At 49.0% G+C, this 21465-nt stretch carries 16 protein-coding genes and 2 pseudogenes; 9 read left to right on the top strand and 9 right to left on the bottom strand.

Annotated features, from left to right (window positions below):
• Positions 1-6 precede the first annotated feature (6 nt).
• The 6 genes and pseudogenes from arnT (AYY16_RS05620) (at position 7) to AYY16_RS05595 (ending at position 6208) form a co-directional block, all read left to right on the top strand.
• Positions 7-1669, top strand: a pseudogene (arnT, locus tag AYY16_RS05620) (lipid IV(A) 4-amino-4-deoxy-L-arabinosyltransferase).
• Between the two features lie 9 nt (positions 1670-1678).
• Positions 1679-2026, top strand: a complete 348-nt coding sequence (gene arnE, locus AYY16_RS05615) for a 4-amino-4-deoxy-L-arabinose-phosphoundecaprenol flippase subunit ArnE (RefSeq protein WP_067363126.1) — start codon at positions 1679-1681, stop codon at positions 2024-2026.
• Positions 2023-2430: a 4-amino-4-deoxy-L-arabinose-phosphoundecaprenol flippase subunit ArnF gene (gene arnF, locus AYY16_RS05610; RefSeq protein ID WP_190973069.1), complete on the top strand. Its 408-nt coding sequence runs from the start codon at positions 2023-2025 to the stop codon at positions 2428-2430. The genes arnE and arnF overlap by 4 nt, the downstream gene beginning before the upstream one ends.
• A gap of 362 nt (positions 2431-2792) precedes the next feature.
• Positions 2793-4490, top strand: a complete 1698-nt coding sequence (gene arnT, locus AYY16_RS05605; protein ID WP_082970597.1) for a lipid IV(A) 4-amino-4-deoxy-L-arabinosyltransferase — start codon at positions 2793-2795, stop codon at positions 4488-4490.
• Between the two features lie 128 nt (positions 4491-4618).
• Positions 4619-5104, top strand: a complete 486-nt coding sequence (locus tag AYY16_RS05600) for a C40 family peptidase (RefSeq protein ID WP_067364765.1) — start codon at positions 4619-4621, stop codon at positions 5102-5104.
• 87 nt (positions 5105-5191) lie between these two features.
• The gene (locus tag AYY16_RS05595) at positions 5192-6208 is read left to right on the top strand and encodes a lipoate--protein ligase A (protein ID WP_067363121.1); all 1017 of its coding nucleotides are present in this window, start codon (positions 5192-5194) and stop codon (positions 6206-6208) included.
• A 49-nt stretch (positions 6209-6257) separates the two neighbouring features.
• Here the strand turns inward: AYY16_RS05595 and AYY16_RS05590 are convergent, their stop codons facing one another.
• Positions 6258-6626 (bottom strand): helix-turn-helix domain-containing protein, encoded by a 369-nt coding sequence (locus AYY16_RS05590; RefSeq protein ID WP_067363118.1) that lies wholly within the window; start codon positions 6624-6626, stop codon positions 6258-6260.
• A 304-nt stretch (positions 6627-6930) separates the two neighbouring features.
• Here AYY16_RS05590 and AYY16_RS05585 point away from each other — a divergent pair, with 304 nt between their 5' ends.
• The gene (locus tag AYY16_RS05585) at positions 6931-7497 is read left to right on the top strand and encodes a hypothetical protein (protein WP_082970657.1); all 567 of its coding nucleotides are present in this window, start codon (positions 6931-6933) and stop codon (positions 7495-7497) included.
• Between the two features lie 3 nt (positions 7498-7500).
• Here the strand turns inward: AYY16_RS05585 and AYY16_RS05580 are convergent, their stop codons facing one another.
• From AYY16_RS05580 to ppsR, 7 genes and pseudogenes are all read right to left on the bottom strand, one after another.
• Positions 7501-8292 (bottom strand): heme ABC transporter ATP-binding protein, encoded by a 792-nt coding sequence (locus tag AYY16_RS05580; protein WP_067363112.1) that lies wholly within the window; start codon positions 8290-8292, stop codon positions 7501-7503.
• 1 nt (position 8293) lies between these two features.
• Positions 8294-9286 (bottom strand): FecCD family ABC transporter permease, encoded by a 993-nt coding sequence (locus tag AYY16_RS05575; RefSeq protein WP_067363102.1) that lies wholly within the window; start codon positions 9284-9286, stop codon positions 8294-8296.
• Positions 9283-10110 carry a heme/hemin ABC transporter substrate-binding protein gene (locus AYY16_RS05570; RefSeq protein ID WP_067363098.1) on the bottom strand — a complete coding sequence of 276 codons (828 nt, stop codon included), beginning with the start codon at positions 10108-10110 and terminating at the stop codon, positions 9283-9285. The genes AYY16_RS05575 and AYY16_RS05570 overlap by 4 nt, the downstream gene beginning before the upstream one ends.
• Positions 10107-11186 carry a hemin-degrading factor gene (locus AYY16_RS05565; RefSeq protein WP_067363095.1) on the bottom strand — a complete coding sequence of 360 codons (1080 nt, stop codon included), beginning with the start codon at positions 11184-11186 and terminating at the stop codon, positions 10107-10109. The genes AYY16_RS05570 and AYY16_RS05565 overlap by 4 nt, the downstream gene beginning before the upstream one ends.
• Before the next feature lie 290 nt (positions 11187-11476).
• Complete coding sequence (gene hemP, locus AYY16_RS05560) at positions 11477-11671, bottom strand: hemin uptake protein HemP (protein ID WP_067363092.1); 195 nt, start codon at positions 11669-11671, stop codon at positions 11477-11479.
• A 208-nt stretch (positions 11672-11879) separates the two neighbouring features.
• A pseudogene (locus AYY16_RS05555) lies at positions 11880-12928 on the bottom strand (3-deoxy-7-phosphoheptulonate synthase).
• A 183-nt stretch (positions 12929-13111) separates the two neighbouring features.
• Positions 13112-13975 carry a posphoenolpyruvate synthetase regulatory kinase/phosphorylase PpsR gene (gene ppsR / locus AYY16_RS05545; protein WP_067363086.1) on the bottom strand — a complete coding sequence of 288 codons (864 nt, stop codon included), beginning with the start codon at positions 13973-13975 and terminating at the stop codon, positions 13112-13114.
• A 220-nt stretch (positions 13976-14195) separates the two neighbouring features.
• Here ppsR and ppsA point away from each other — a divergent pair, with 220 nt between their 5' ends.
• Entirely contained in the window at positions 14196-16574 is a 2379-nt protein-coding gene (ppsA, locus tag AYY16_RS05540; RefSeq protein ID WP_067363083.1) for a phosphoenolpyruvate synthase, read from the top strand.
• A 478-nt stretch (positions 16575-17052) separates the two neighbouring features.
• Here ppsA and ydiK read toward each other — a convergent pair whose 3' ends face one another.
• On the bottom strand, positions 17053-18177 hold the full coding sequence (ydiK, locus tag AYY16_RS05535) for an AI-2E family transporter YdiK (protein ID WP_067363080.1): 1125 nt from the start codon (positions 18175-18177) through the stop codon (positions 17053-17055).
• 208 nt (positions 18178-18385) lie between these two features.
• Between ydiK and ydiJ the strand changes: the two genes are divergently transcribed.
• Positions 18386-21454 carry a D-2-hydroxyglutarate dehydrogenase YdiJ gene (gene ydiJ, locus AYY16_RS05530; RefSeq protein ID WP_067364762.1) on the top strand — a complete coding sequence of 1023 codons (3069 nt, stop codon included), beginning with the start codon at positions 18386-18388 and terminating at the stop codon, positions 21452-21454.
• The last annotated feature ends 11 nt before the right edge of the window (positions 21455-21465 follow it).

Raw genomic sequence — 21465 nt, 5'->3', positions numbered from 1 at the left:
CATGACATGCTGAATAACCGGGCGAGTAAAATCGGAGCCTTTTTACTGGCTCTTTTTTTTCGTGTTGACCTACCTTCTGCCGATCAATGATCGTTTGCTCTGGCATCCGGATGAAACCCGCTATGCGGAAATCAGCCGTGAAATGCTGGCTCAGGGTGACTGGGTCGTCCCTAATTTACTCGATCTGCGTTATTTTGAAAAACCGGTGGCGGGTTACTGGGTGAACAATATCAGCCAGATGATTTTTGGTCATACCAATTTTGCTGTCCGTGCCGGTTCCGTATTCAGCATTCTTATCAGCACCCTGCTGGTGTATCTGATGACCCTGCGGATGTGGCGCAACCGCCATACTGCATTTGTCGCCTCGCTTGTGTTTATCTCCATGTTCCTTGTCTTCAGTGTCGGCACCTACAGTGTGCTGGACCCTATGTTTGCCATGTGGGTAATCGCCTCGATGGCGTTCAGTTTCCGTGCGCTGAAAGCCGAAAATCTGAGGATGCAGATAACCTCCTGGCTTCTGGTGGGTGTGGCCTGTGGCATGGGTTTCATGACCAAAGGTTTTCTCGCACTGGCGATACCTGTGGTTGCCATGCTGCCGGTGATGCTGTATCAGCGGCGCTTTCTTGAATTACTGAAATTCGGACCGCTGGCCGTTATTGCTGCGGTGCTGATAAGCCTGCCGTGGGCATTAGCGATTCATCAGCAGGAGCCGGATTACTGGCGCTATTTTATTGTTGTTGAGCATTTTCAGCGCTTCTCCGGAGAAGATGCCCAGCACGCATCGCCTGTCTGGTACTATCTGCCGGTGATCCTCGCTGGTTGTCTGCCGTGGCTGGCTCTGCTGCCCGGTGCATTATCCAAGGGCTGGAAAGAGCGGCGTAATAATCCGCCGATGTTTTTCCTGTTCTGCTGGTTTGTCGCGCCTTTTCTGTTGTTCAGTATTGCAAAAGGCAAATTGCCGACGTACATGCTGCCGCTGATGGCACCGCTGGCAGTCATGATCGCTAAATACGGCGTGGATTGCGTACGCAAACACCGGATGAAAGCCTTACAGGCTAACGGATTACTGAACATTACTGTTGGTGCGGTCGCTGTTATCGGGCTGATAATTGCCAGTTATCTGGTCAAAAAACCGATTTATCAGCCGGAAGAATGGTCAAAGGTGGTTCTCGGCATTGTCGCGTTCACCATCTGGGGCATTATCGGCTATCTCTGTTATCTGCTCAAAGCAAAGCACTGGCTGTGGGCGGCTTCCTGCTCTCTGGTTATCAGCCTGACGTTCGGCAGTGCAATTCCGAATCATTCCGTAGAATCAAAACTGCCGCAGTCCTTTATCCGCCAGCATATGACAGAACTGGAACAAAGCCCGTTTATTGTGAGTAACAGTGTCGGGATTGGTGCCGGTCTTGCCTGGGAACTGAAGCGTGGTGATATTTATCTGCTGAATAACTCAGGTGAACTGACCTATGGTCTGCAATACCCGGATAGTCAGCATCGTTTGCTGAACAGTGATACCTTTGCGCAATGGCTTGCGCAAACACGCAAAAAAGGGCAGGTCGCACTGCTGGTGACGGATAAAAATAATACCTATGATGCCAAACTGCCGCCTGCTGACAAGCGGGTGGAGAACAGTCGTCTGACACTCTATATCTATGATAAACAAAAATAAGGTGTGACAGTGACCGGGCAAATCATCTTGTTAATCATTGTCAGTTTCCTTACCTGCGGCGGGCAGATTTGCCAGAAGCAGGCGGTAGATATCTGGCAGTCTGCGCAGGAAAATGCAAAGCGTAAAGGTCTGTACTGGCTGATATTTGCTGTTTTCCTGCTCGGGCTGGGTATGTTGCTGTGGCTGAAATTATTGCAGGTAATGCCGCTGAATATTGCCTATCCGATGCTGAGTATTAACTTTGTGGTGGTCACACTGGTTGCACAATTTTTGTATGGTGAGCGCGTTACCCGTAAGCACTGGTGCGGTGTGGCAGCGATTGTCACCGGTGTTATTCTGATGGGAGCGGGGCATTGATGCGGGGCTATCTCTGGGTTATCGGCAGTGTGCTGTTTGTCACAGCAGCGCAACTGCTGCTCAAACTGGGTGTGATGCAACTGCCTGATATTGCGCTGAGCGCGCAGTGGCTGGAATTCCGCTGGCTGTTATCCCAATGGCAGCCGTTTGCCATCGTATTTGCCGGGTTGACGGGGTATGTGCTGTCGATGGCATGCTGGCTGTTTGCCCTGCGGGATCTGCCCCTGAATAAAGCGTATCCGCTCATCAGCCTGAGTTATGTTTTTGTCTATCTTCTGGCGGCATTTCTTCCCTGGTTCAATGAAGGTATTTCCCTGATAAAAAGCACCGGGATTATTTTTATCCTTTCCGGTGTCTGGCTTATCCATAGTAAAGATAGAATAACAGAAGATAAGCTTCTGTAATTATACTCTTATTCATTCAAACTGCAGGTTCGTTGGCTTCGCTCAGCCTGCCGGGTCGCATGCTAATGTATGCTCCCCATCTATCTTCACTTGCCGCCTGCCTGCATCTTGAATGACGTTGAGTATAAACAAAATGTTATTTTAACTCCCTCATACTTTTATGTTAGCAGACAGCCCCGCCGTTTTATTAAGATATCGTTACCGTTAAGTCAGAATTAATTTTCCTCCGGTCTTTTTTTCGTTATAACAAAAATACTTTGCTGCACTGTGAATTATTATTCCCGGTGCCGGTCTTATTTGTGCGTTACCGGAACGTTATGCCTGTGTAACGCCATTAATCAGTTTGTCTGCCGGAGGTTGTTGTGGATGTGAATTACCGTAAACCAGCGTCGTCAGTCGGTTATCCTTCGGCCGTAATGTGGACAGGGTTGTTTTTATTATTTGTTATTATTACCTATTTTTTGCCTTTGGAATTCCGGTTTTTATGGCAGCCGGATGAAACCCGTTATGCGGAAATCAGCCGGGAAATGCTGAGCAGCGGTAATTGGGTTGTACCGCATTTGCTGGATGTCCGTTATTTTGAAAAACCGGTTGCCGGTTATTGGGTTAATAACCTCAGTCAGATGCTGTTTGGTCATACTCAGTTTGCTGTGCGTTTCGGTGTTCTGTTTTCAACTATGGTCAGCACACTGCTGGTTTACCGGCTGGCGGTAAAAATGTGGGACGATAAGGCTATCGCCCGCACCGGTGCACTGCTTTATGTCAGTATGCTGCTGGTATTTTCGCTGGGAACATACAGTACGCTGGACCCTATCCTGACGATGTGGGTTACGCTGGTGATATATCTGAGTTACTGTCTGATTGTTGCACAATCACGCAGGGCGCTGTCAGGCTACTGGATAACATTCGGGCTGGCATGTGGTATGGCGCTGATGACCAAAGGGTTTCTGGCACTTGTTCTGCCGGTAATTGCACTGATCCCTATCCATATTTTTTACCGGCGCTTTACCATTATGCTTCGTTACGGCTGGATGGGAATTACAGCGGCGTTGCTGATTACATTACCGTGGGCGCTGGCAGTGTACCGGGCAGAGCCGGATTTTTGGCGTTACTTTGTCGTTGTTGAGCATATCCAGCGTTTTATGAGTGAAAATGCGCAAAATTTGTCTCCATTCTGGTTTTTTGTACCCATTTTATTTGCCGGCGTTTTACCCTGGAGCGGATTTTTATTCGGGGCATTAAAGCAGGGCTGGCAACAACGCCATGAAAATAAGCCCCTGTTTTTCCTGCTTTGCTGGACAGCATTGCCGTTTTTATTTTTCAGTATCGCGAAAGGAAAGCTACTGACCTATATTTTGCCGGTGATAGCTCCCCTGACATTACTGATGGCGGCCTATATTCATACACTGATAGAAAAACAGTCGGTAGCCGTATTTAAAATTAATGCGTGGGTGAATATTATTTTCGGCTGCTGCGCCATTATCAGTTTACTGGTGATCAATAACCTGGAAAATACCCTGGTCTATTCTGCGGACGAACGCGGAAAATTTATTATCGCGATTGGTGTTTTTATTTTCTGGGTAGCCGTTTCTGCTCTGACACTGATAAAAGGATGCCGCTACTGGATGCTGGCGGCATTTTGTACCATTGCCATCAGTTTGTGTGCGGGTTCAATATTACCAAACCGGACAGAGCGGGCGAATCTGCCGCAAATATTTATTCAGAATAATATAGATATCCTGAAATCGTCCCGTTATATCCTGGTTAACAGCGTCGGTATCGGAACGGCGGTGGCCTGGGAATTACAACGCAGTGATATTTATCAGTTTGACCGGACCGGCGAACTGAGATACGGGTTGAGTGACCGCTATCCGGATGCAAAAACAAAATTTATTTCCCATAAAGATTTTCAATCCTGGTTGGCAACGGCACGGAAAACAGGTGATGTATCGCTGATATTACGCGATCGCCACGGGCTTGATGAGAACGATGTTGTGCCTGCGGATAAAATGATTACGGACGATAACCTGATGTTGCTTTACTATCGTAAAATGCCTTAATTACTGCAGGTTAGTTGGTGGCATCCTGAATGACGTTGGGTATAAAATAGATGAAAGATTGACTTTCACCCGCAGATATCAATACAGTAATGCGGGTTGAAAGTCAGTTTACATACGGGAATGAAAATATGAAAATGCTGTGCCGTTGTCTGCTTTTTATCTGTGTATTAGTGGTCGTCGGCTGCTCATCATCCCCGCGTAAATATCACGCACCGCCGGTTAAAACTGAATTATCTGACCCGATAATGGTTATTGCCCAATTGCGTGAGCAATTATCACAATGGCATGGTACACCTTATCATTATGGCGGAATGGATTTAAATGGTGTCGATTGCTCGGGTTTTGTTTACCGGACTTTCTTTGATCGCTTCGCTATTTCATTACCCCGGACAACAAAAGCACAAACATCATACGGTACCCGGATTGATGTTGATGATCTTCAGCCCGGCGACCTGGTTTTCTTTAAGACCGGTAGTGGTGAAAATGGATTGCATGTGGGTATTTACGATTCAGATCGTGCATTTATTCATGCATCCACCAGTAAAGGTGTAATGCGTTCGAGTCTTGATAATGTTTACTGGCAAAAAGTATTCTGGCAGGCGCGCAGGCTGTAATTTATCTCACTTCATACTCCACGTAATGCCAAAATCACCGGGGTAAATATGCTATCGTAATGGCAGCTTATTTTTCCGGGAGACAACATGACGTCGCTTCGTCTTTTTATTTCTGATTCTTATGATCCGTGGTTTAACCTTGCTGTTGAAGAGTGTATTTTCCGGCAAATGCCTGCGGATCAGCGCGTTCTTTTTCTGTGGCGCAATAATGACACCGTGGTTATCGGGCGGGCGCAAAACCCGTGGAAAGAGTGCAATACCCGTAAAATGGATGCCGATAATATTAAATTAGCCCGGCGCAGCAGTGGCGGTGGTGCGGTATTTCATGATCTCGGTAATACAAATTTTACCTTTATGGCGGGAAAACCGGAATATGATAAAACGGTTTCCACCAATATTATTCTGGACGGATTATCCGGGCTGGGTATTTCAGTCTCTGCGTCCGGACGTAATGATTTAGTGGTTGAAACCGCTGACGGGGAACGAAAAATTTCCGGTTCAGCGTATCGCGAGACAAAAGATCGCGGTTTTCATCATGGCACGGTATTAATTAATGCCGATCTGAGCAGACTGGCTGACTATCTGAATCCGGATCCGAAAAAATTACAGGCAAAAGGTATTACATCAGTTCGTTCGCGTGTGACCAATCTGGCTGAAATATTACCCGGTATTGACCATGACCAGGTATGCGATGCAATTAAAGCGGCATTTTTTGATTATTACGGTGAAAAAGCGGAGGCCGAGCTAATTTCTCCGCAGTCTCTGCCGGACTTACCCGGTTTCGCGGAAACATTTGCAAAACAAAGCAGCTGGGAATGGAATTTCGGTAATGCCCCGGCGTTCAGTCACTTACTGGATACCCGCTTTAAGTGGGGCGGAATTGAGCTGCACTTTGATGTGGAGCGCGGCATTATTACGCGTGCACAGATTTTTACGGACAGTCTTGACCCCGCACCATTAGAGGCGTTCGCGGCATTACTGACCGGGGTGCGGTACAGCTCAGATGCTGTAAGTCATATTCTGGCAGGGCTTGAAACCCGTTATCCGGACAGAGCTGATGAATTACAGCAGTTAAATAATTGGCTGAAAACAGAACTGCAATAAAAATATCCCCGTTTGTCGCTCAGTGGCGGACGGGGATATTTTCGGTCTTTCAGAATGCGCGGCAATCCATAAAACGTTTTGTTTCCGGGAGCTGACCATTATCGCGGAATTTTGCCGGGGTAGTATTGAAATGCTTTTTAAAGATCCGGGTAAATGTTGCCTGTGAGCTGAAACCATACTGTAACGCGATGTCCAGAATTGACATGTTGTTGTCACGCAGGGACTTCGCGGCTTCCAGCAAGCGGCGTTTGCGGACGTACTCGCCTAACGTACATCCCTTAATATCTTTAAAAATACGCTGAAGATGCCATTTTGAATAACCACTTTTATCCGCAATAGTATCGATTTTAATCCCTTCATTACGCTGTAACTGGGTTTCCAGCCATTTGATGATGTCGTTCACTACGCTCTCTGACATGTTTGCCTCCCAAAGCGGGCTTACAAAATAAATTTTGGTTATCGATATATCTTATTTAATCCTATTTTATGAATTTTCCAAGAAATGTGTAGGCAAATCGTGCCTTTCATGACTGATTCTCATTATCAGAGCAATAGGCAAAACCAATCACTGAATTCCCAGCCGATAGCACCAAATGTTACCAAAATAAATTCTGAAATCGATAGAATCTGCCGATTAAAAATAAAATTCAGGATAGTTATGTCACAACAATTTAGTTTCCTTTTTAGCGCGATGGGGCGCTTTTTTTTTATTGGCACTGATCATGGCAGCCAGTACCAGTTTACTTTTTATCGATATCCTTGTTCTGAAGAACGATTTAGGGGAAGACTCAGTGACGGAGATAGTTGCTGAGATAATGTTACTGGTGGTTGTTGTCTTGTTTGCCCGCAAAGGTATCCGTGAGCCGGAGTACCGCGCCGGTTTTTTCCTGGTGGCAGGATTCTTTACCTGTATGCTAATCAGAGAGTTGGATCAGCTGTTTGATTACATCGCTCACGGCGCATGGTTCTGGTTTGCGGTACCGGTGGCTGTTGCGGCAGTATTGTATGCCTTGCTGCATCCCCGCGCAGCAACCGGCGGGTTATACCGGTTTGTTTCTCACCGCAGCTACGGCATGATGGTTACCGGTTTGCTTATTGTCCTGGTTTTTTCCCGGTTGTTTGGTATGGGGATACTATGGCGCGGCATTATGGGTGATGATTTTAACCGGCTGGCAAAAAATCTGGCAGAAGAAGGGTGTGAATTGCTCGGATATACTCTCTGCCTGCTTTCTGCCGTTATTTTTTACCGGATGCCGGACGTCACGGTAAAAAATAACGGGGCGGAATAAAATCTAAGGATTCAGGAATACCCTCGGTTTGCCGGTAACCGGATGCCTGTCAGTCACCAGTGCCGCTTGATAAACCGCAGTCAGCAATGGTGTGTTCAGTACTTCCTCCGCCTTACCCTGTGCGGCAATAGTGCCGTTATGCAGCAAAATGATACGGTCTGCATAGAGGGATGCCAGGTTCAGATCATGCAGAATGCAGCAGACAGCCAGCGGGCTGTTTGTTGTCTGCTGTTTCAGCATCCGCAGCAGCGATTGCTGGTGATAGAGATCCAATGCTGCGGTGGGTTCATCCAGGAAAAGCAGACAGGCGCTGTGTGATGTATCACCTAATTGCATCAGTGCCCGCGCCAGATGAACCCGCTGTTGTTCGCCACCGGAAAGTGTATGCCAGCACCGGGCCAGTAAAGGCTCACAGGCAGTTAGTTTGATTACGTTCTGTAATACATGCGGTTTCTGCGATAAACACCCCAGGGTAATGATATCCCTTACCGGATATGGGACAGAAATCCGGGTATGCTGTGTCATGACGGCACGGATACGCGCCAGAGCGTCAGCTGACCATGCCTGTAATGGTTTATTCCGGATAGTAATCTGCCCGGTATCAGCGGCATGATAGCCGCTGAGTAACCGCAGCAGTGTCGATTTTCCGGCACCATTCGGTCCGATAATTGCGGTCATTTCTCCGCAGTTCAGTGTTAATGAAATATCCCTGATAAGATAGCGTTTCCCGCAGGTAAAACTGATATTGCGTGCCGTGAGCAGCGGGGCAGGCACGTTATCCGTTTTCTCACTCATATTATTCTTTCACCGAAAAAATCAGCCACAGAAAGTAAGGCGCACCCAGCAACCCGGTTAATAACCCGACAGGGATTTCAGCCGGCATCACCAGTGTCCGCGCAAGGGTGTCTGACAACAGAAGCAGCAGTGCACCGCCAATCGCCGAGGTGAGCAGCAGCAGATAGTGATGATAACCAAACATCATCCGCATCAGGTGAGGGATAACCAGTCCGATAAAACCGATTACGCCGCACAGGGCAACCGCAGTACCTGCCAGGAAAGCACTGAGCAGCAATACCCGCCGCTGTGTCTGGCGGATATTAATACCGGCGTAATGTGCCTCTTCTTCACCAAGCTGGATAAGATCCAGTGAACGCGACAACCGCAGGGCGATATAAAAGACGGGTATTGACATTATTAGTGCGGGCAACAGTAATGACCAACTGATATGTCCGGTGGCTCCCGTCATCCAGAGAGAAAACTGGCGCAGTTGCTGATCATCACTTATGTAATTAAGCATCCCGACGAATGACATTCCGATAGCATTGATGGCAATACCGCACAGCAGCAGCCTGAGCAGGGGCTGGCGTTGCCGGTTGAGCATAAAGATAAAGCCGGTAACACAGAGCGCTCCGGCGAAAGCCATAAAAACCGGCAGATACATAGCGGCATAACCGGACAGATGTGGTGCAATAAAAACAATACCGAGAGCCACCATTACTGCGGCACCACTGCTTATGCCTAACAAACCGGGGTCAGCCAGCGGGTTGCGGAACAGTCCTTGCAGCAGAACTCCTGCGGTTGCCAGTGCCGCACCGGTTAATATTGCCAGCACAACGCGTGGCAGGCGGACAGAAAGCCAGATTTGCCAGAGCTGCGGGGTTATCTCGCCCCGTAAAAAAGTACCTAATGAAACCGGTAATCCGCCGGTATTCATGGCAGTAAAGGTCATGGACAGCAGCAAAAATAACAGAAAAGTGCTGCGCAGCCGGTGGCGGGATTGCCGGTTCATAGTGAGGCTGTCCCCTCCATCGCCCGGCGCAACTGATGCAATGTCGCGGGTGTCTGTAATCCGAAACCAAGAAAGCCCATGTCATCAACGACCAGCACCCGCTTACGCTGTCCGGCAGGTGTCTGAGCCAGCCCCGGCAGTTGCCACAATGCCTCTGTGTTATCCGCTGAAAGTAATCCGTTGCGGGTGATCACAATAAGATCCGGCTGTGTGGCTATCATGCCTTCAGCAGACAGCGGGCGGTAGCGCTGAAATGTGGTGACAGCATTTTGTCCGCCGGCTGCGCGGATAATACTGTCTGCGGCAGTGTTCTGACCCGCAGCCAGCGGAGCGGTTCCGCTGTGATTAAGCAGGAACAGTACTTTTACCGGTAACGGGGTTTGTTTAACGGCATCAAGTTGATTACGGATCTCCGCAATGAGTGGTTCAGCCTCGGTTTGCAGTGCCAGTGCATCGGCAATCTGACTGATTTTTGTGGTGATCGCACTCAGACCTGGTGTGGCACTGATTGTTATCACGGATACGCCGGCAGCACTTACCTGTTTCAGAACGGCGGAGGGATAAGCCAGTTCGCTGGCGAGGATCAGGGATGGCTGTAATGCAAGCAGCCCCTCGGCATTAAGCAGGCGAAAATAACCGACATCCGGCAGTTGTTTCACTTCCGGCGGGTGTTCGCTGGTCGTATCGCGGGCGATAACCCGGTCTCCGGCACCGAGTGCGAAAACAATCTCTGTCACATCACCGCCGAGCGTGATTATGCGGCGATGTTCGCTTAACGCGGAAGAACAGGTAAATAACAGAATAAGCAGAAGGAGAGATCTCATGCGGCGGCCTCATCATCCGGTGTGTCTGACAGTTCAGCCGGCAGTGCGTTTATCTGTGTCCGCCACACGTCCTGTTCAGGCTCACCTTCAGTGCGTTGTCCGAACAACTGAGCAATTTGCTGACCATCTGCATCAAACAGTTCCAGGCTGGTGACAATACCGTCTTTTGTGGGTTTACGGGTTATCCATGATTCCGTAATGGCAGACTCGACCAGATGAAGGGTAAATTCAGGATTGAAAATATTGATCCAGCGTTGTTCGTTCTGAGGGCTGAGGTAAGGTTCCGTGCGGGCAACGGCACCGGTAAAAATCTGCACACAGCCCCGGTTGGCGACAAATATCATAATATCATTCTGCTGTGCCGTACAAAGAGCCAGTATGCGGGATAATGCATTGTTATCCACGCGCTGAGCCAACGGGTTGCCGACATACCGGAATGCCTGCAACCGGCTGATATTGAATTTTTTCAGCAAAATAAAAAACTGATGAACATCCGTCATTTTCTGCCAGGCGCGGGTAAATTCAGCCTGCTGTACGGATGTCAGTGTTGAGTGAGCGGGAACCGGCAGTGGTGCCGGAGAGAGAGACGGGTTATCTGTGGTAAGGAATTGTTCAGTTATCTGATGCCAGACATTCATATTTGTGGCGGGCGTAGTATAAATTTTATGAACGGCATCACCATAACTATCAAAAAACTGGATGCTGTGGCGCAGACCGCGTGCTGTTTTTTCCTCAAAAGCAAACACCGTTTTCCACTGTGACAGGAAAAAACGTAAATCCAGCCCGTATGGTTTAAGCAACAGGCAGGCATGCTCACCAAACTGAGCATCTTCATAGGTGCCGAGATGTTCATGAACGGCATAGTTGTTGCGCGTCAGCCCCTTTAATTCTCCGGCGGCGGCAAGTGCCGGAAAGATTGCCGGGATATCAGGTGTCAGCCGGTGCGTGTCAAAACCGGTGCGGCAATGTGCCAGTTCCGCTTCTGATATACCCATGAGTGCGGCAATGTCACGGGCGTGGATAACGGTTCCCTGTTCTTTCAGGGCAAGATAGCGGGTGAGCTGTTCACTGTGCATGGTGGAAGAACCTTACTGTTTTTATATCAACATGGATTGATATATACCCTTATTCATTCAAACCGCAGGTTCGTTGGCTGCGTGAAGCCAGCCGGGTCACATACTGATGTATGTTCCCCGTCTATCTTCCCTTGCCGCCTGCCTGCAATTTGAATGATGTTGGGTATATGTTGTTTCGGAGTGAACATCATGATGCAAAAAGCGGCAGCAGCAGATGCAAACCCTGTGTATGAGTGTTACACAATAAAGTCAGCTGGCTGCCCGGAAGGAGTGGGTGGCTTGCAGGGGTATTACTTGGTCAGGATCAGTTTTCCGTTTTTTGTCTGACGGAGATGATATTCCTCGTTCTGATGCTGAATAATAATGCGTTTTTGCGGGCCCAGGAGTATCCGGCTGCTGATTACCGCAATGCTGTTTTTCCGTGGTGCCGGATGGTCGTGCCCTGTAACGCTTAATTCCTTAGCGTCAGAATTACTTTCTGCCATAATTATTCTATTTGATATCGGTTATCATTCGCAAATAGTATTAACAGGGAAGAGGGTGAGTTCAAGGGATTTTTATCTGTGGTGCGGAGTTTGGTAAAAAAAGTGAGCGGGATCTCAACTTTATTACGGCTGAATGATAACTGCGGATGATGAATAAAAAACAGGATGCCCGGGGCATCCTATTTTTTTTGTAGCAGTCTGAAACGGATCAGACAAAACGGGCATCAGCGGCATCCGCCAGGATATCCAGCAGTGTCACGGTATCAGCCCAACTGAGGCATGGGTCCGTTATTGATTGTCCGTAAACAGGTGCTTTGTTGTTGATTAGCTTCTGTGTGCCTTCCTGAATAAAACTCTCTGCCATCACACCGGCAATTGCGCGGGAGCCATCTTTAATCTGCTGTGATACATCACGGGCGACATCTAACTGACGGCGGTGAATTTTCTGGCAGTTACCGTGGCTGAAATCAATGATCAGATGTTCCGGCAAATCAAACTGGCGGAGCTGGTCACAGGCATACGCGATATCGCCTGCGGCATAGTTCGGGGTTTTACCGCCGCGCATAATAATGTGGCCGAACGGATTTCCCTGAGTCTGGTAAATCGTCATTTGTCCTTCTTTATCCGGCGATAAAAACATGTGTCCGGCCTGTGCGGCGCGGATAGCATCAATGGCAATTTTAATATTGCCGTCGGTGCCGTTTTTAAAGCCGACCGGGCAGGAGAGCGCGGAGGCCATTTCCCGGTGGATCTGGCTTTCTGTCGTGCGCGCGCCGATAGCGCCCCAGCTGATAAGTCTGCGATATATTGCCCGGTGACCATGTCGAGAAACTCGGTGGCAGTCGGGACATTCAGTGCATTAACATCAATCAGCAGTTTGCGGGCCAGGCGGATACCATCGTTGACCCGGCAGGAGTTATCCAGGTGCGGATCAGAGATTAAGCCTTTCCAGCCGATAACGGTGCGGGGTTTTTCAAAATAGGTGCGCATGACAATTTCCAGCCGGGACTGGTATTTTGGCAGCAATTCACTCAGGCGCTGTGCATAATCCAGCGCGGCGATGGTGTCATGAACGGAACAGGGGCCGATAATAACCAGTAAACGTGGGTCATCACCGGTCAGAATACGTTCAATTCGTGTGCGTGACGTTGTCACATTTTTATTTATTGTGTCGGTGACCGGGAACTCTCCGGCCAGCGCTGACGGGGTGATCAGTTTATCTACCGCCCGTGTGCGCAATTCATCCGTTTTTTCCATAAGTAAATACTGTCTCTGAAATCGGTCTGTTGCTGTGTGTAACCACAGTGATACTGATCACAATAAACGAAATCAGGATGATTACAAGACAGAATTTCACAAAGTGGATCACACTGTGTTGTGATCCACTTAACCGTTTCCGCCAGCCTGTTTCTCTGACACGCTGCATCTGAAATCATGACATTAAAACATGCGGCGGTTTAAGCCTAATGAGTCAATAATTTTGGTGGAAATTTCCTCAACAGAGTAATTGGTGGTATTGAGGTAGCTGATTTTATGTTTGCGGTACAGCGCTTCCACTTCGGCAAGTTCCATACGGCACTGGCGGATAGACGCATAACGGCTGTTTTCGCGGCGTTCTTCACGGATAGCAGAAAGGCGTTCAGGATCGATAGTTAACCCGAATAATTTATGGTTATGTGGTTTGAGTGCCGCCGGTAACTGAAGGTTATCCATATCATCAGCGGTAAACGGATAGTTCGCCGCCTGGATACCAAACTGCATCGCGAGATAGAGGCTGGTCGGTGTTTTGCCGCAGCGGGAAACGCCGAGCAGAATCACCTGCGCCTGATCCATATTACGCAAAGAGACGCCGTCATCATGCGCCAGCGCAAAATCAATGGCGGCGATGCGGGCATCGTACTGGCTCAGATTGCGTTTGGATAACCCGTGCGTCCGGTTAAAAATTGGCTGCGGCTCCATCTGAATCTCTTGTTGTATCGGTGCGACCAGTGTTTGCACTATATCCTGGCAGCAGCCTTTACTGGCGGTGATCGCTTCGCGAACCTCCTGACAAATGATGGAGTAGAACACCAGCGGGCGTAACCCGGTCGTTTCATAAATGGTATCAATTTTTTGTCTGATTTCCAGCGCCCGGTCGACGGTTGCCACGAAAGGTAACGTATACGCAATGATATCAATAGGGAACTGTGACAGCACGGCATGACCTAATACTTCTGCCGTAATGGCTGTTCCGTCAGAAATAAAGAAAACACTCCGTGTCTCTTTATTTTGTGTATCAGAAGATGAGCCGGTTGTGATAGACATGTTATTTATTTTCCTATGTTTTTTGCTGAATCGATAATCCGGAGCAACGGCACAAATAAATTCAAACCTGATTATAAAGGATAAAAAAAATATTGTAATCGGGTTGATCGATTCACCTGTCTATATTCACCCGAACATTGTGATAATCTGTTTCTGATGCTCAACAGAGCGCTGTATTTTCTATGTTACCTTCTTTTGAATGTTAAAAGGATTGCCTGCAATGTCCAACAATGGTCAGACTCCGTGTAATGTACTTTGGTATAACCAGTTAGGTATGAATGACGTACCCCGTGTCGGTGGTAAAAATGCGTCTTTAGGGGAAATGATAACCAATCTTTCCGGGTTAGGTGTGTCTGTTCCCAATGGTTTTGCCACCACAGCACAGGCCTTTAATGACTTTCTTGAGCAAAGTGGCGTTAACCAGCGTATCTATGAATTGCTGGATAAAACGGATGTTGATGATGTGAATCAACTGGCGAAAGCGGGTGCCCGAATCCGCGGATGGGTGATTGATACCCCGTTCTCCGCCGCGTTTGAAGATGACATTCGTCAGGCTTATGAGCAACTGTCTGAAGGGGAAAAAGGGGCGACATTTGCGGTGCGTTCATCTGCCACCGCCGAAGATATGCCGGATGCCTCATTTGCCGGACAGCAGGAAACCTTTTTAAACGTGCAGGGTATGGATGCCATTATGGTGGCCATCAAGCACGTTTTTGCCTCACTGTTTAATGACCGCGCGATTTCATATCGTGTTCACCAGGGCTATGATCACCGTGGTGTTGCATTGTCTGCGGGTATTCAGCGCATGGTGCGTTCAGACCTTGCGTCATCGGGTGTGATGTTTACTATCGATACTGAATCCGGTTTTGATCAGGTTGTCTTTATTACCTCTGCTTACGGGCTGGGTGAAATGGTGGTTCAGGGTGCGGTTAACCCGGATGAGTTTTATGTCCATAAACCAACCCTGGAAAAAGGTCGTCCCGCTATTGTGCGCCGCACAATGGGATCGAAAAAGATTCAGATGGTGTATGCCGATGATAAAAGTCACGGCAAACAGGTCCGTATCGAAGATGTTGCGGCTGAAAAATGCGGGCGCTTCTCACTGACAGACAGTGAAACCGAAGAGCTGGCAAGACAGGCAGTAACTATCGAAAAGCACTACGGCCGTCCGATGGATATCGAATGGGCGAAAGACGGGCACAACGGTAAGCTGTATATCGTTCAGGCGCGTCCGGAAACGGTGCGTTCCAACCAGCAGGTAATGGAACGTTACCAGTTGAACGGACAGAGTGATGTGCTGGTGGAAGGCCGTGCTATCGGTCATCGTATCGGTGCCGGTAAGGTTAAAGTTATTCATGACCTCAGCCAGATGGACAGAATTCAGCCCGGTGATGTGTTAGTGACTGACATGACGGACCCTGACTGGGAACCTATCATGAAAAAAGCGGCAGCGATTGTGACTAATCGTGGCGGACGTACCTGTCATGCGGCGATTATTGCGCGTGAGCTGGGTATTCCGGCTGTTGTCGGTTGTGGTGATGCCACCGAACTGCTGAAAGAAGGTCAGGCTGTTACGGTTTCCTGCGCTGAAGGGGATACCGGTTATGTCTACAGCGGAGAGCTGGATTTTGCTATCCATGCGTCTGAAATAGATAAAATGCCGGAAGTGGGCACGAAGATCATGATGAACGTCGGTAACCCTGACCGCGCATTTGATTTTGCCTGCCTGCCGAATGAAGGTGTGGGTCTTGCCCGCCTGGAGTTTATTATCAACCGCATGATTGGCGTGCATCCGCGCGCACTGCTGGAGTTTGATAAACAAACCCCTGAGTTACAGGCAGAAATCCGCAGTATGATGGCAGGATATGACGATCCGGTTGAGTTTTATATCGGTCGTCTGACTGAAGGGATCGCGACACTGGCTGCGGCATTCTATCCGAAGAAAGTGATTGTGCGTCTGTCTGACTTTAAATCCAATGAATATGCAAACCTGGTTGGCGGGGATATCTACGAACCGGATGAAGAGAACCCGATGCTGGGCTTCCGTGGTGCCGGTCGTTATGTTCATGACAGCTTCCGTGACTGTTTTGCGCTGGAGTGCGAAGCGGTAAAACGTGTGCGTAATGAGATGGATCTGACTAACGTGGAAGTGATGATCCCGTTTGTCCGTACTGTTGCTCAGGCAGACGCGGTCGTGAAGGAATTGGAAGCACGTGGTCTGAAACGCGGCGAAAACGGTCTGCGCCTGATTATGATGTGCGAAATTCCGTCGAATGCTCTGCTGGCGGACCAGTTCCTTGAGTTCTTTGATGGTTTCTCCATCGGCTCAAACGATATGACTCAGCTGACGCTGGGACTGGATCGTGACTCCGGCGTGGTGTCTGAACTCTTTGATGAGCGCAATGACGCTGTGAAAGCGCTGTTATCGATGGCTATAAAGGCAGCAAAATCACATAACAAATATGTGGGTATCTGTGGGCAGGGCCCGTCAGATCATCAGGATTTTGCGCAATGGTTGCTGGAAGAGGGGATCGACAGTGTATCGCTTAATCCGGATACTGTTGTGAAAACCTGGGTTGCATTAGCAGAAAATAATTAATAGCATCATTTAGTATGCTCAGAAGCCCGGATTAATTCGGGCTTTTTTTTTATAATCAAATACGGCAACGAATGTGTTTTTTTTACATGAATCAAACTGAAACCAAACTAAAACCAAATAAGAATACCGGAATTACAGGCAAAAAAAAAGCCTATCATGGGCTGACAGGCAAAGACTACACACAGCAATATTTTGTATTCAGAAGATACCGTTTTAATGAATAACGGAACCTTTTAATTCGTTACTTGATGACGGATATATTAAAATAATTAAGATATCCCTGCATTAAGAATTGTCTCAATATATAATTTACTAATTGTAAGATAAGTGAAATATATTCACAACGTCTGTCTTTATTTAGAATAAGTACTGACCCTGTATCTCAATGTATATTAATATTTCAAATTATTAATGTTAGTTATGAAACTTAATTGAATAATTAATTAAATATAACAAAGGTGCATTTCTGCACCTTTGATTAAAAACTTATTTTTTTTTCTGAGAGTTGTTCTTCCATATACGCTCTGACCTCGGTTAAATCATCGGACGGACGTGGCACATCATTCATCCAGGCCTTCAGTAAGGTATAGGAAACTGCCAGTACCACCGGGCCGATAAAGAGTCCGATCATCCCGAGGGATAACATCCCGCCGATAACACCGGTCAGGATCAGTACCATCGGCAGGTCAGCGCCCATTTTTATCAGGAACGGGCGCAGCACGCCATCCATTGTGGCAACCGCACCGGCCCAGATAATCATAATAATTGCCCATGTGGTATCACCGGTCCAGAACAGGAATATAATGGACGGAACCATGATAAGCAACGGTCCGAGTTGCGCCACGCAGCAGATAAAAATCAGCACAGTCAGGATAGCGGCAAAAGGCACACCGGCAAGTCCCAGCCCGATACCGCCGATAATAGCCTGAGTCAGTGCGGTAACCACGACGCCGAGTGCGACAGCGCGGACAGACATTGCTGCCAGCAGTACCGCCGCATCACCGCGCATCCCGGCAAGACGGATGGCAAAATGGCGGAACCCGCGCACGGCCTCTTCTCCCTGAAGATATAACAGGCCGCTGAACATCAGCATAATCACCAGATGGAACAGAAATTTACCGGCACTCAGCAATTGTGTCAGGAACCAGGCGGCACCCTGACCAAGGTAAGGCTGCACTTTTGCCATCATGGCATTGCCGCCGCTGGCAACAAGAGAGGACCAGTTGGCAAACAGCTTAGGTCCGATAACCGGGACAGAGTCCAGCCAGTACAATTCCGGCAGGGTCAGTTGTCCCGGTGATTTCACCCAGCGCATCAGTGGCTCACTGTTTTCAACAATGCTGTTAATCAGTAACGCCAGCGGGAAGACGAATAAAAGAATAATCAGGATAACCATAATGCAGGCGGCAATCCAGCGGCTGTTGCGGACGCGGCGCTGGATCCGCTTAAAGACCGGCCAGGTTGCAATGACAATCATACCTGCCCAGACGAAGCCTAAAATAAACGGGCTTAATACCCAGAAACTAATAATAATGAGAATTGATATCGCGCCAATGGCGAATATTAATTTAGGTAAGTCATAACCAGGCTGCGATTTTTCCACAGATAAGTTTCCCTTTGTAAATGAAAAAACTGTATGTTCCTAATAAAGTAGCGCGAATATTGCGTTATTTCAGGGAGCGCACAAAATGAATACATTGTGTGTTAAGGTGAATATTCACGCCTGAATTATGCATCAGAATGGCGTGTTAACAACATAATTATACTGTCGAATTCGCAATGTGACCATTTATGATAAAGAGCCGCAGATAATGATCCCACGATTAACGCAATCTCCTCAGGTAAGCCCGGAAACCGGACGGTATATTATCGCCCTGAACGAAAGCGGATTTACCGGTGATACCACAACCCGTTATGGTGAGCGCCTGACGCTTGCCACGGACAACAGTATTTATCAGCTTCTGCCGCAGGCGATTGTGTTTCCGCGCTCGGTGGCGGATGTGATTTTAATCATGCGTATTGCATCGCAGGATGAATTCCGCTCTGTTCAGTTTACCCCGCGCGGCGGCGGAACCGGCACCAATGGTCAGTCGCTGAACAGCGGTGTGGTGATTGATTTATCCCGTTATATGAACCGTATCCTTGAAATTAACCCGGAACAGGGTTGGGTGCGGGTTGAAGCCGGGGTGATTAAAGATCAGCTGAATGCGTATCTGAAGCCGTACGGTTACTTTTTTGCCCCGGAACTTTCCACATCAAACCGCGCCACACTGGGCGGCATGATTAATACGGATGCGTCCGGGCAGGGCTCGCTGGTGTACGGGAAAACGTCCAATCATGTGCTGGGCCTGCGTTCGGTACTGATCAACGGCGAATTGCTGGATACGCAACCTGTCCCGGTCAGTGTGGCGCGGGCATATGCAGAAGAGGACAGTGTGACCGGACAGTTGTACCGCACCACACTGAACAGTTGCGAAGCAAACCGGCAGTTAATCCTGGACAGCTTCCCGAAACTGAACCGTTTTCTTACCGGGTATGATCTGCGCCATGTCTTCAGTGATGATTTACAGACATTTGATTTAACCCGCATTCTGACAGGCTCTGAAGGAACGCTGGCGGTCATAACTCAGGCAAAACTGAATATCACGCCATTGCCGGCAGTACGCCGTCTGGTGAATGTCAAATATGATGCCTTTGATTCCGCTCTGCGCAATGCCCCGTTTATGGTGGCAGCGCAGGCGCTTTCTGTGGAAACCGTGGACTCAAAAGTACTGAACCTGGCGCGGGAAGATATTGTCTGGCATTCCGTCAGTGAATTAGTCACGGATGTTGCGGATAAAACCCTGCTCGGGCTGAATATTGTTGAATTTTGCGGCGATGACCAGGCGCTTATTGACGGGCAGGTTACCTCCCTTTGTGCGCGCCTTGACGGATTGATGGCAAATAATGAAGCCGGGGTAATCGGCTATCAGGTCTGTCAGGATCTGACCGGCATTGAGCGTATTTATGCAATGCGTAAAAAAGCGGTGGGATTACTGGGTAACAGTAAAGGGGCGGCAAAGCCGATCCCGTTTGCGGAAGATACCTGTGTGCCGCCGGAGCATCTTGCTGACTATATTACCGAATTCCGCGCCTTGCTCGACAGCCATCATCTGGAATACGGCATGTTCGGGCATGTGGATGCAGGCGTGTTGCACGTCCGCCCGGCACTGGATATGTGCTCGCCGGAGCAGGAAGTGCTGATGAAACAGATTTCCGATGAGATTGTGGGGCTGACGGCAAAATATGGCGGATTGCTGTGGGGTGAGCACGGCAGGGGATTTCGTGCGCAATATGGTGAGGCGTTTTTCGGCGACACACTTTATCGCGAGCTGCGCCGGATAAAAGGCGCGTTTGACCCGGAAAACCGGCTCAATCCCGGCAAAATTTGTACGCCATCAGACAGTGATGCACCGTTGGTGCAGGTGGATGCGGTAAAACGCGGCACCTATGACAGAACTATACCAATAGATGTACGAAATGCATTTGCCGGGGCAATAAATTGCAACGGCAACGGATTATGTTTTAATTTTGATGTGAAAAGCCCGATGTGTCCGTCCATGAAAGTGACGCAATCCCGCTTTCATTCCCCGAAAGGGCGCGCCGCACTGGTAAGAGAGTGGCTGCGTCTGCTGGCAGAGCAGGGAACCGACCCGGCGCTGTTAACGGAATCTGTTCCGCGCACCCGGCTCTCTCTGCGCGGGATGATTGAGAAAACCCGGCATACATGGCGCGCGGCGCGGGGAGAATATGATTTCTCCCATGAAGTGAAAGAGTCCATGTCCGGCTGTCTGGCGTGTAAAGCCTGTTCAACTCAATGCCCGGTAAAAATAGATGTGCCGGAATTCCGCGCCCGTTTCCTGGCGCTGTATCACGGGCGCTATCTGCGCCCGCTGCGTGACCATCTGGTTGCCAATGTGGAAAGCGGTGCGCCGCTGATGGCGAAAGCACCCCGCGTATTTAATTTTTTCCTGAAACAAGCCTGGGTGCAGACGCTCAGTGAAAAAACAGTCGGCATGACAGACCTGCCGCTGCTGTCTGCGCCGTCACTGAAGCAGCAGCTTGCGGGCAGCAAAGCTACATCCGTCACTCTCGAAATGCTGGAAGGCATGAGTGAAAGTGAACGGCAGGCGGGGCGTTATCTCTTTATTGTACAAGACCCTTTCACCAGTTATTTTGATGCCAAAGTGGTGGCTGACTTTGCCGCACTGGCGGAGAAACTCGGCTTTCATCCGGTACTGCTGCCGTTCAGCCCGAACGGCAAAGCGCAGCATATTAAAGGATTTCTCGCCCGTTTTGCCCGTACCGCAACCCGGACGGCTGATTTTCTCAATCGTGTGGCGCGTCTCGGCTGCCCGATGGTGGGCGTTGATCCTGCGCTGGTGCTGTGTTACCGCGATGAATATAAAACGGTGTTACCGCCGGAGAAACAGTTATTCCGCGTGATGCTGGTGCATGAATGGCTGACTGAATATGCAGAGCAGCTTCCTGAAACAGCAGCAACAACAGATACCCGTCCCTGGTATTTATTCAGTCACTGTACTGAATCGACAGCATTGCCGGACAGTGTCAACGTCTGGAAGGCGATTTTCAGCCGTTTCGGCGCGTCACTGCAACCGGTCAGTGTTGGCTGTTGCGGTATGGCGGGAACGTACGGACATGAAATGCCGAACCTGGAACGTTCAAAAGGGATTTATCAGCTCTCCTGGGCGCAGCCATATCAGACACTGGTATCAGAGCGCTGCCTGACCACCGGGTACTCCTGCCGCAGTCAGGTAAAGCGGATGGAAGGAAAAGTGATGCTGCATCCGTTGCAGGCGCTGCTGACACTGGTGCCCTGAAACTGGTATCC

The organism is Morganella psychrotolerans (assembly GCF_001676155.1).
Lineage (GTDB): Bacteria > Pseudomonadota > Gammaproteobacteria > Enterobacterales > Enterobacteriaceae > Morganella > Morganella psychrotolerans.
Note: the sequence above shows the minus strand (reverse complement) of the source record. Positions and strands in the feature narration are given on the sequence as shown.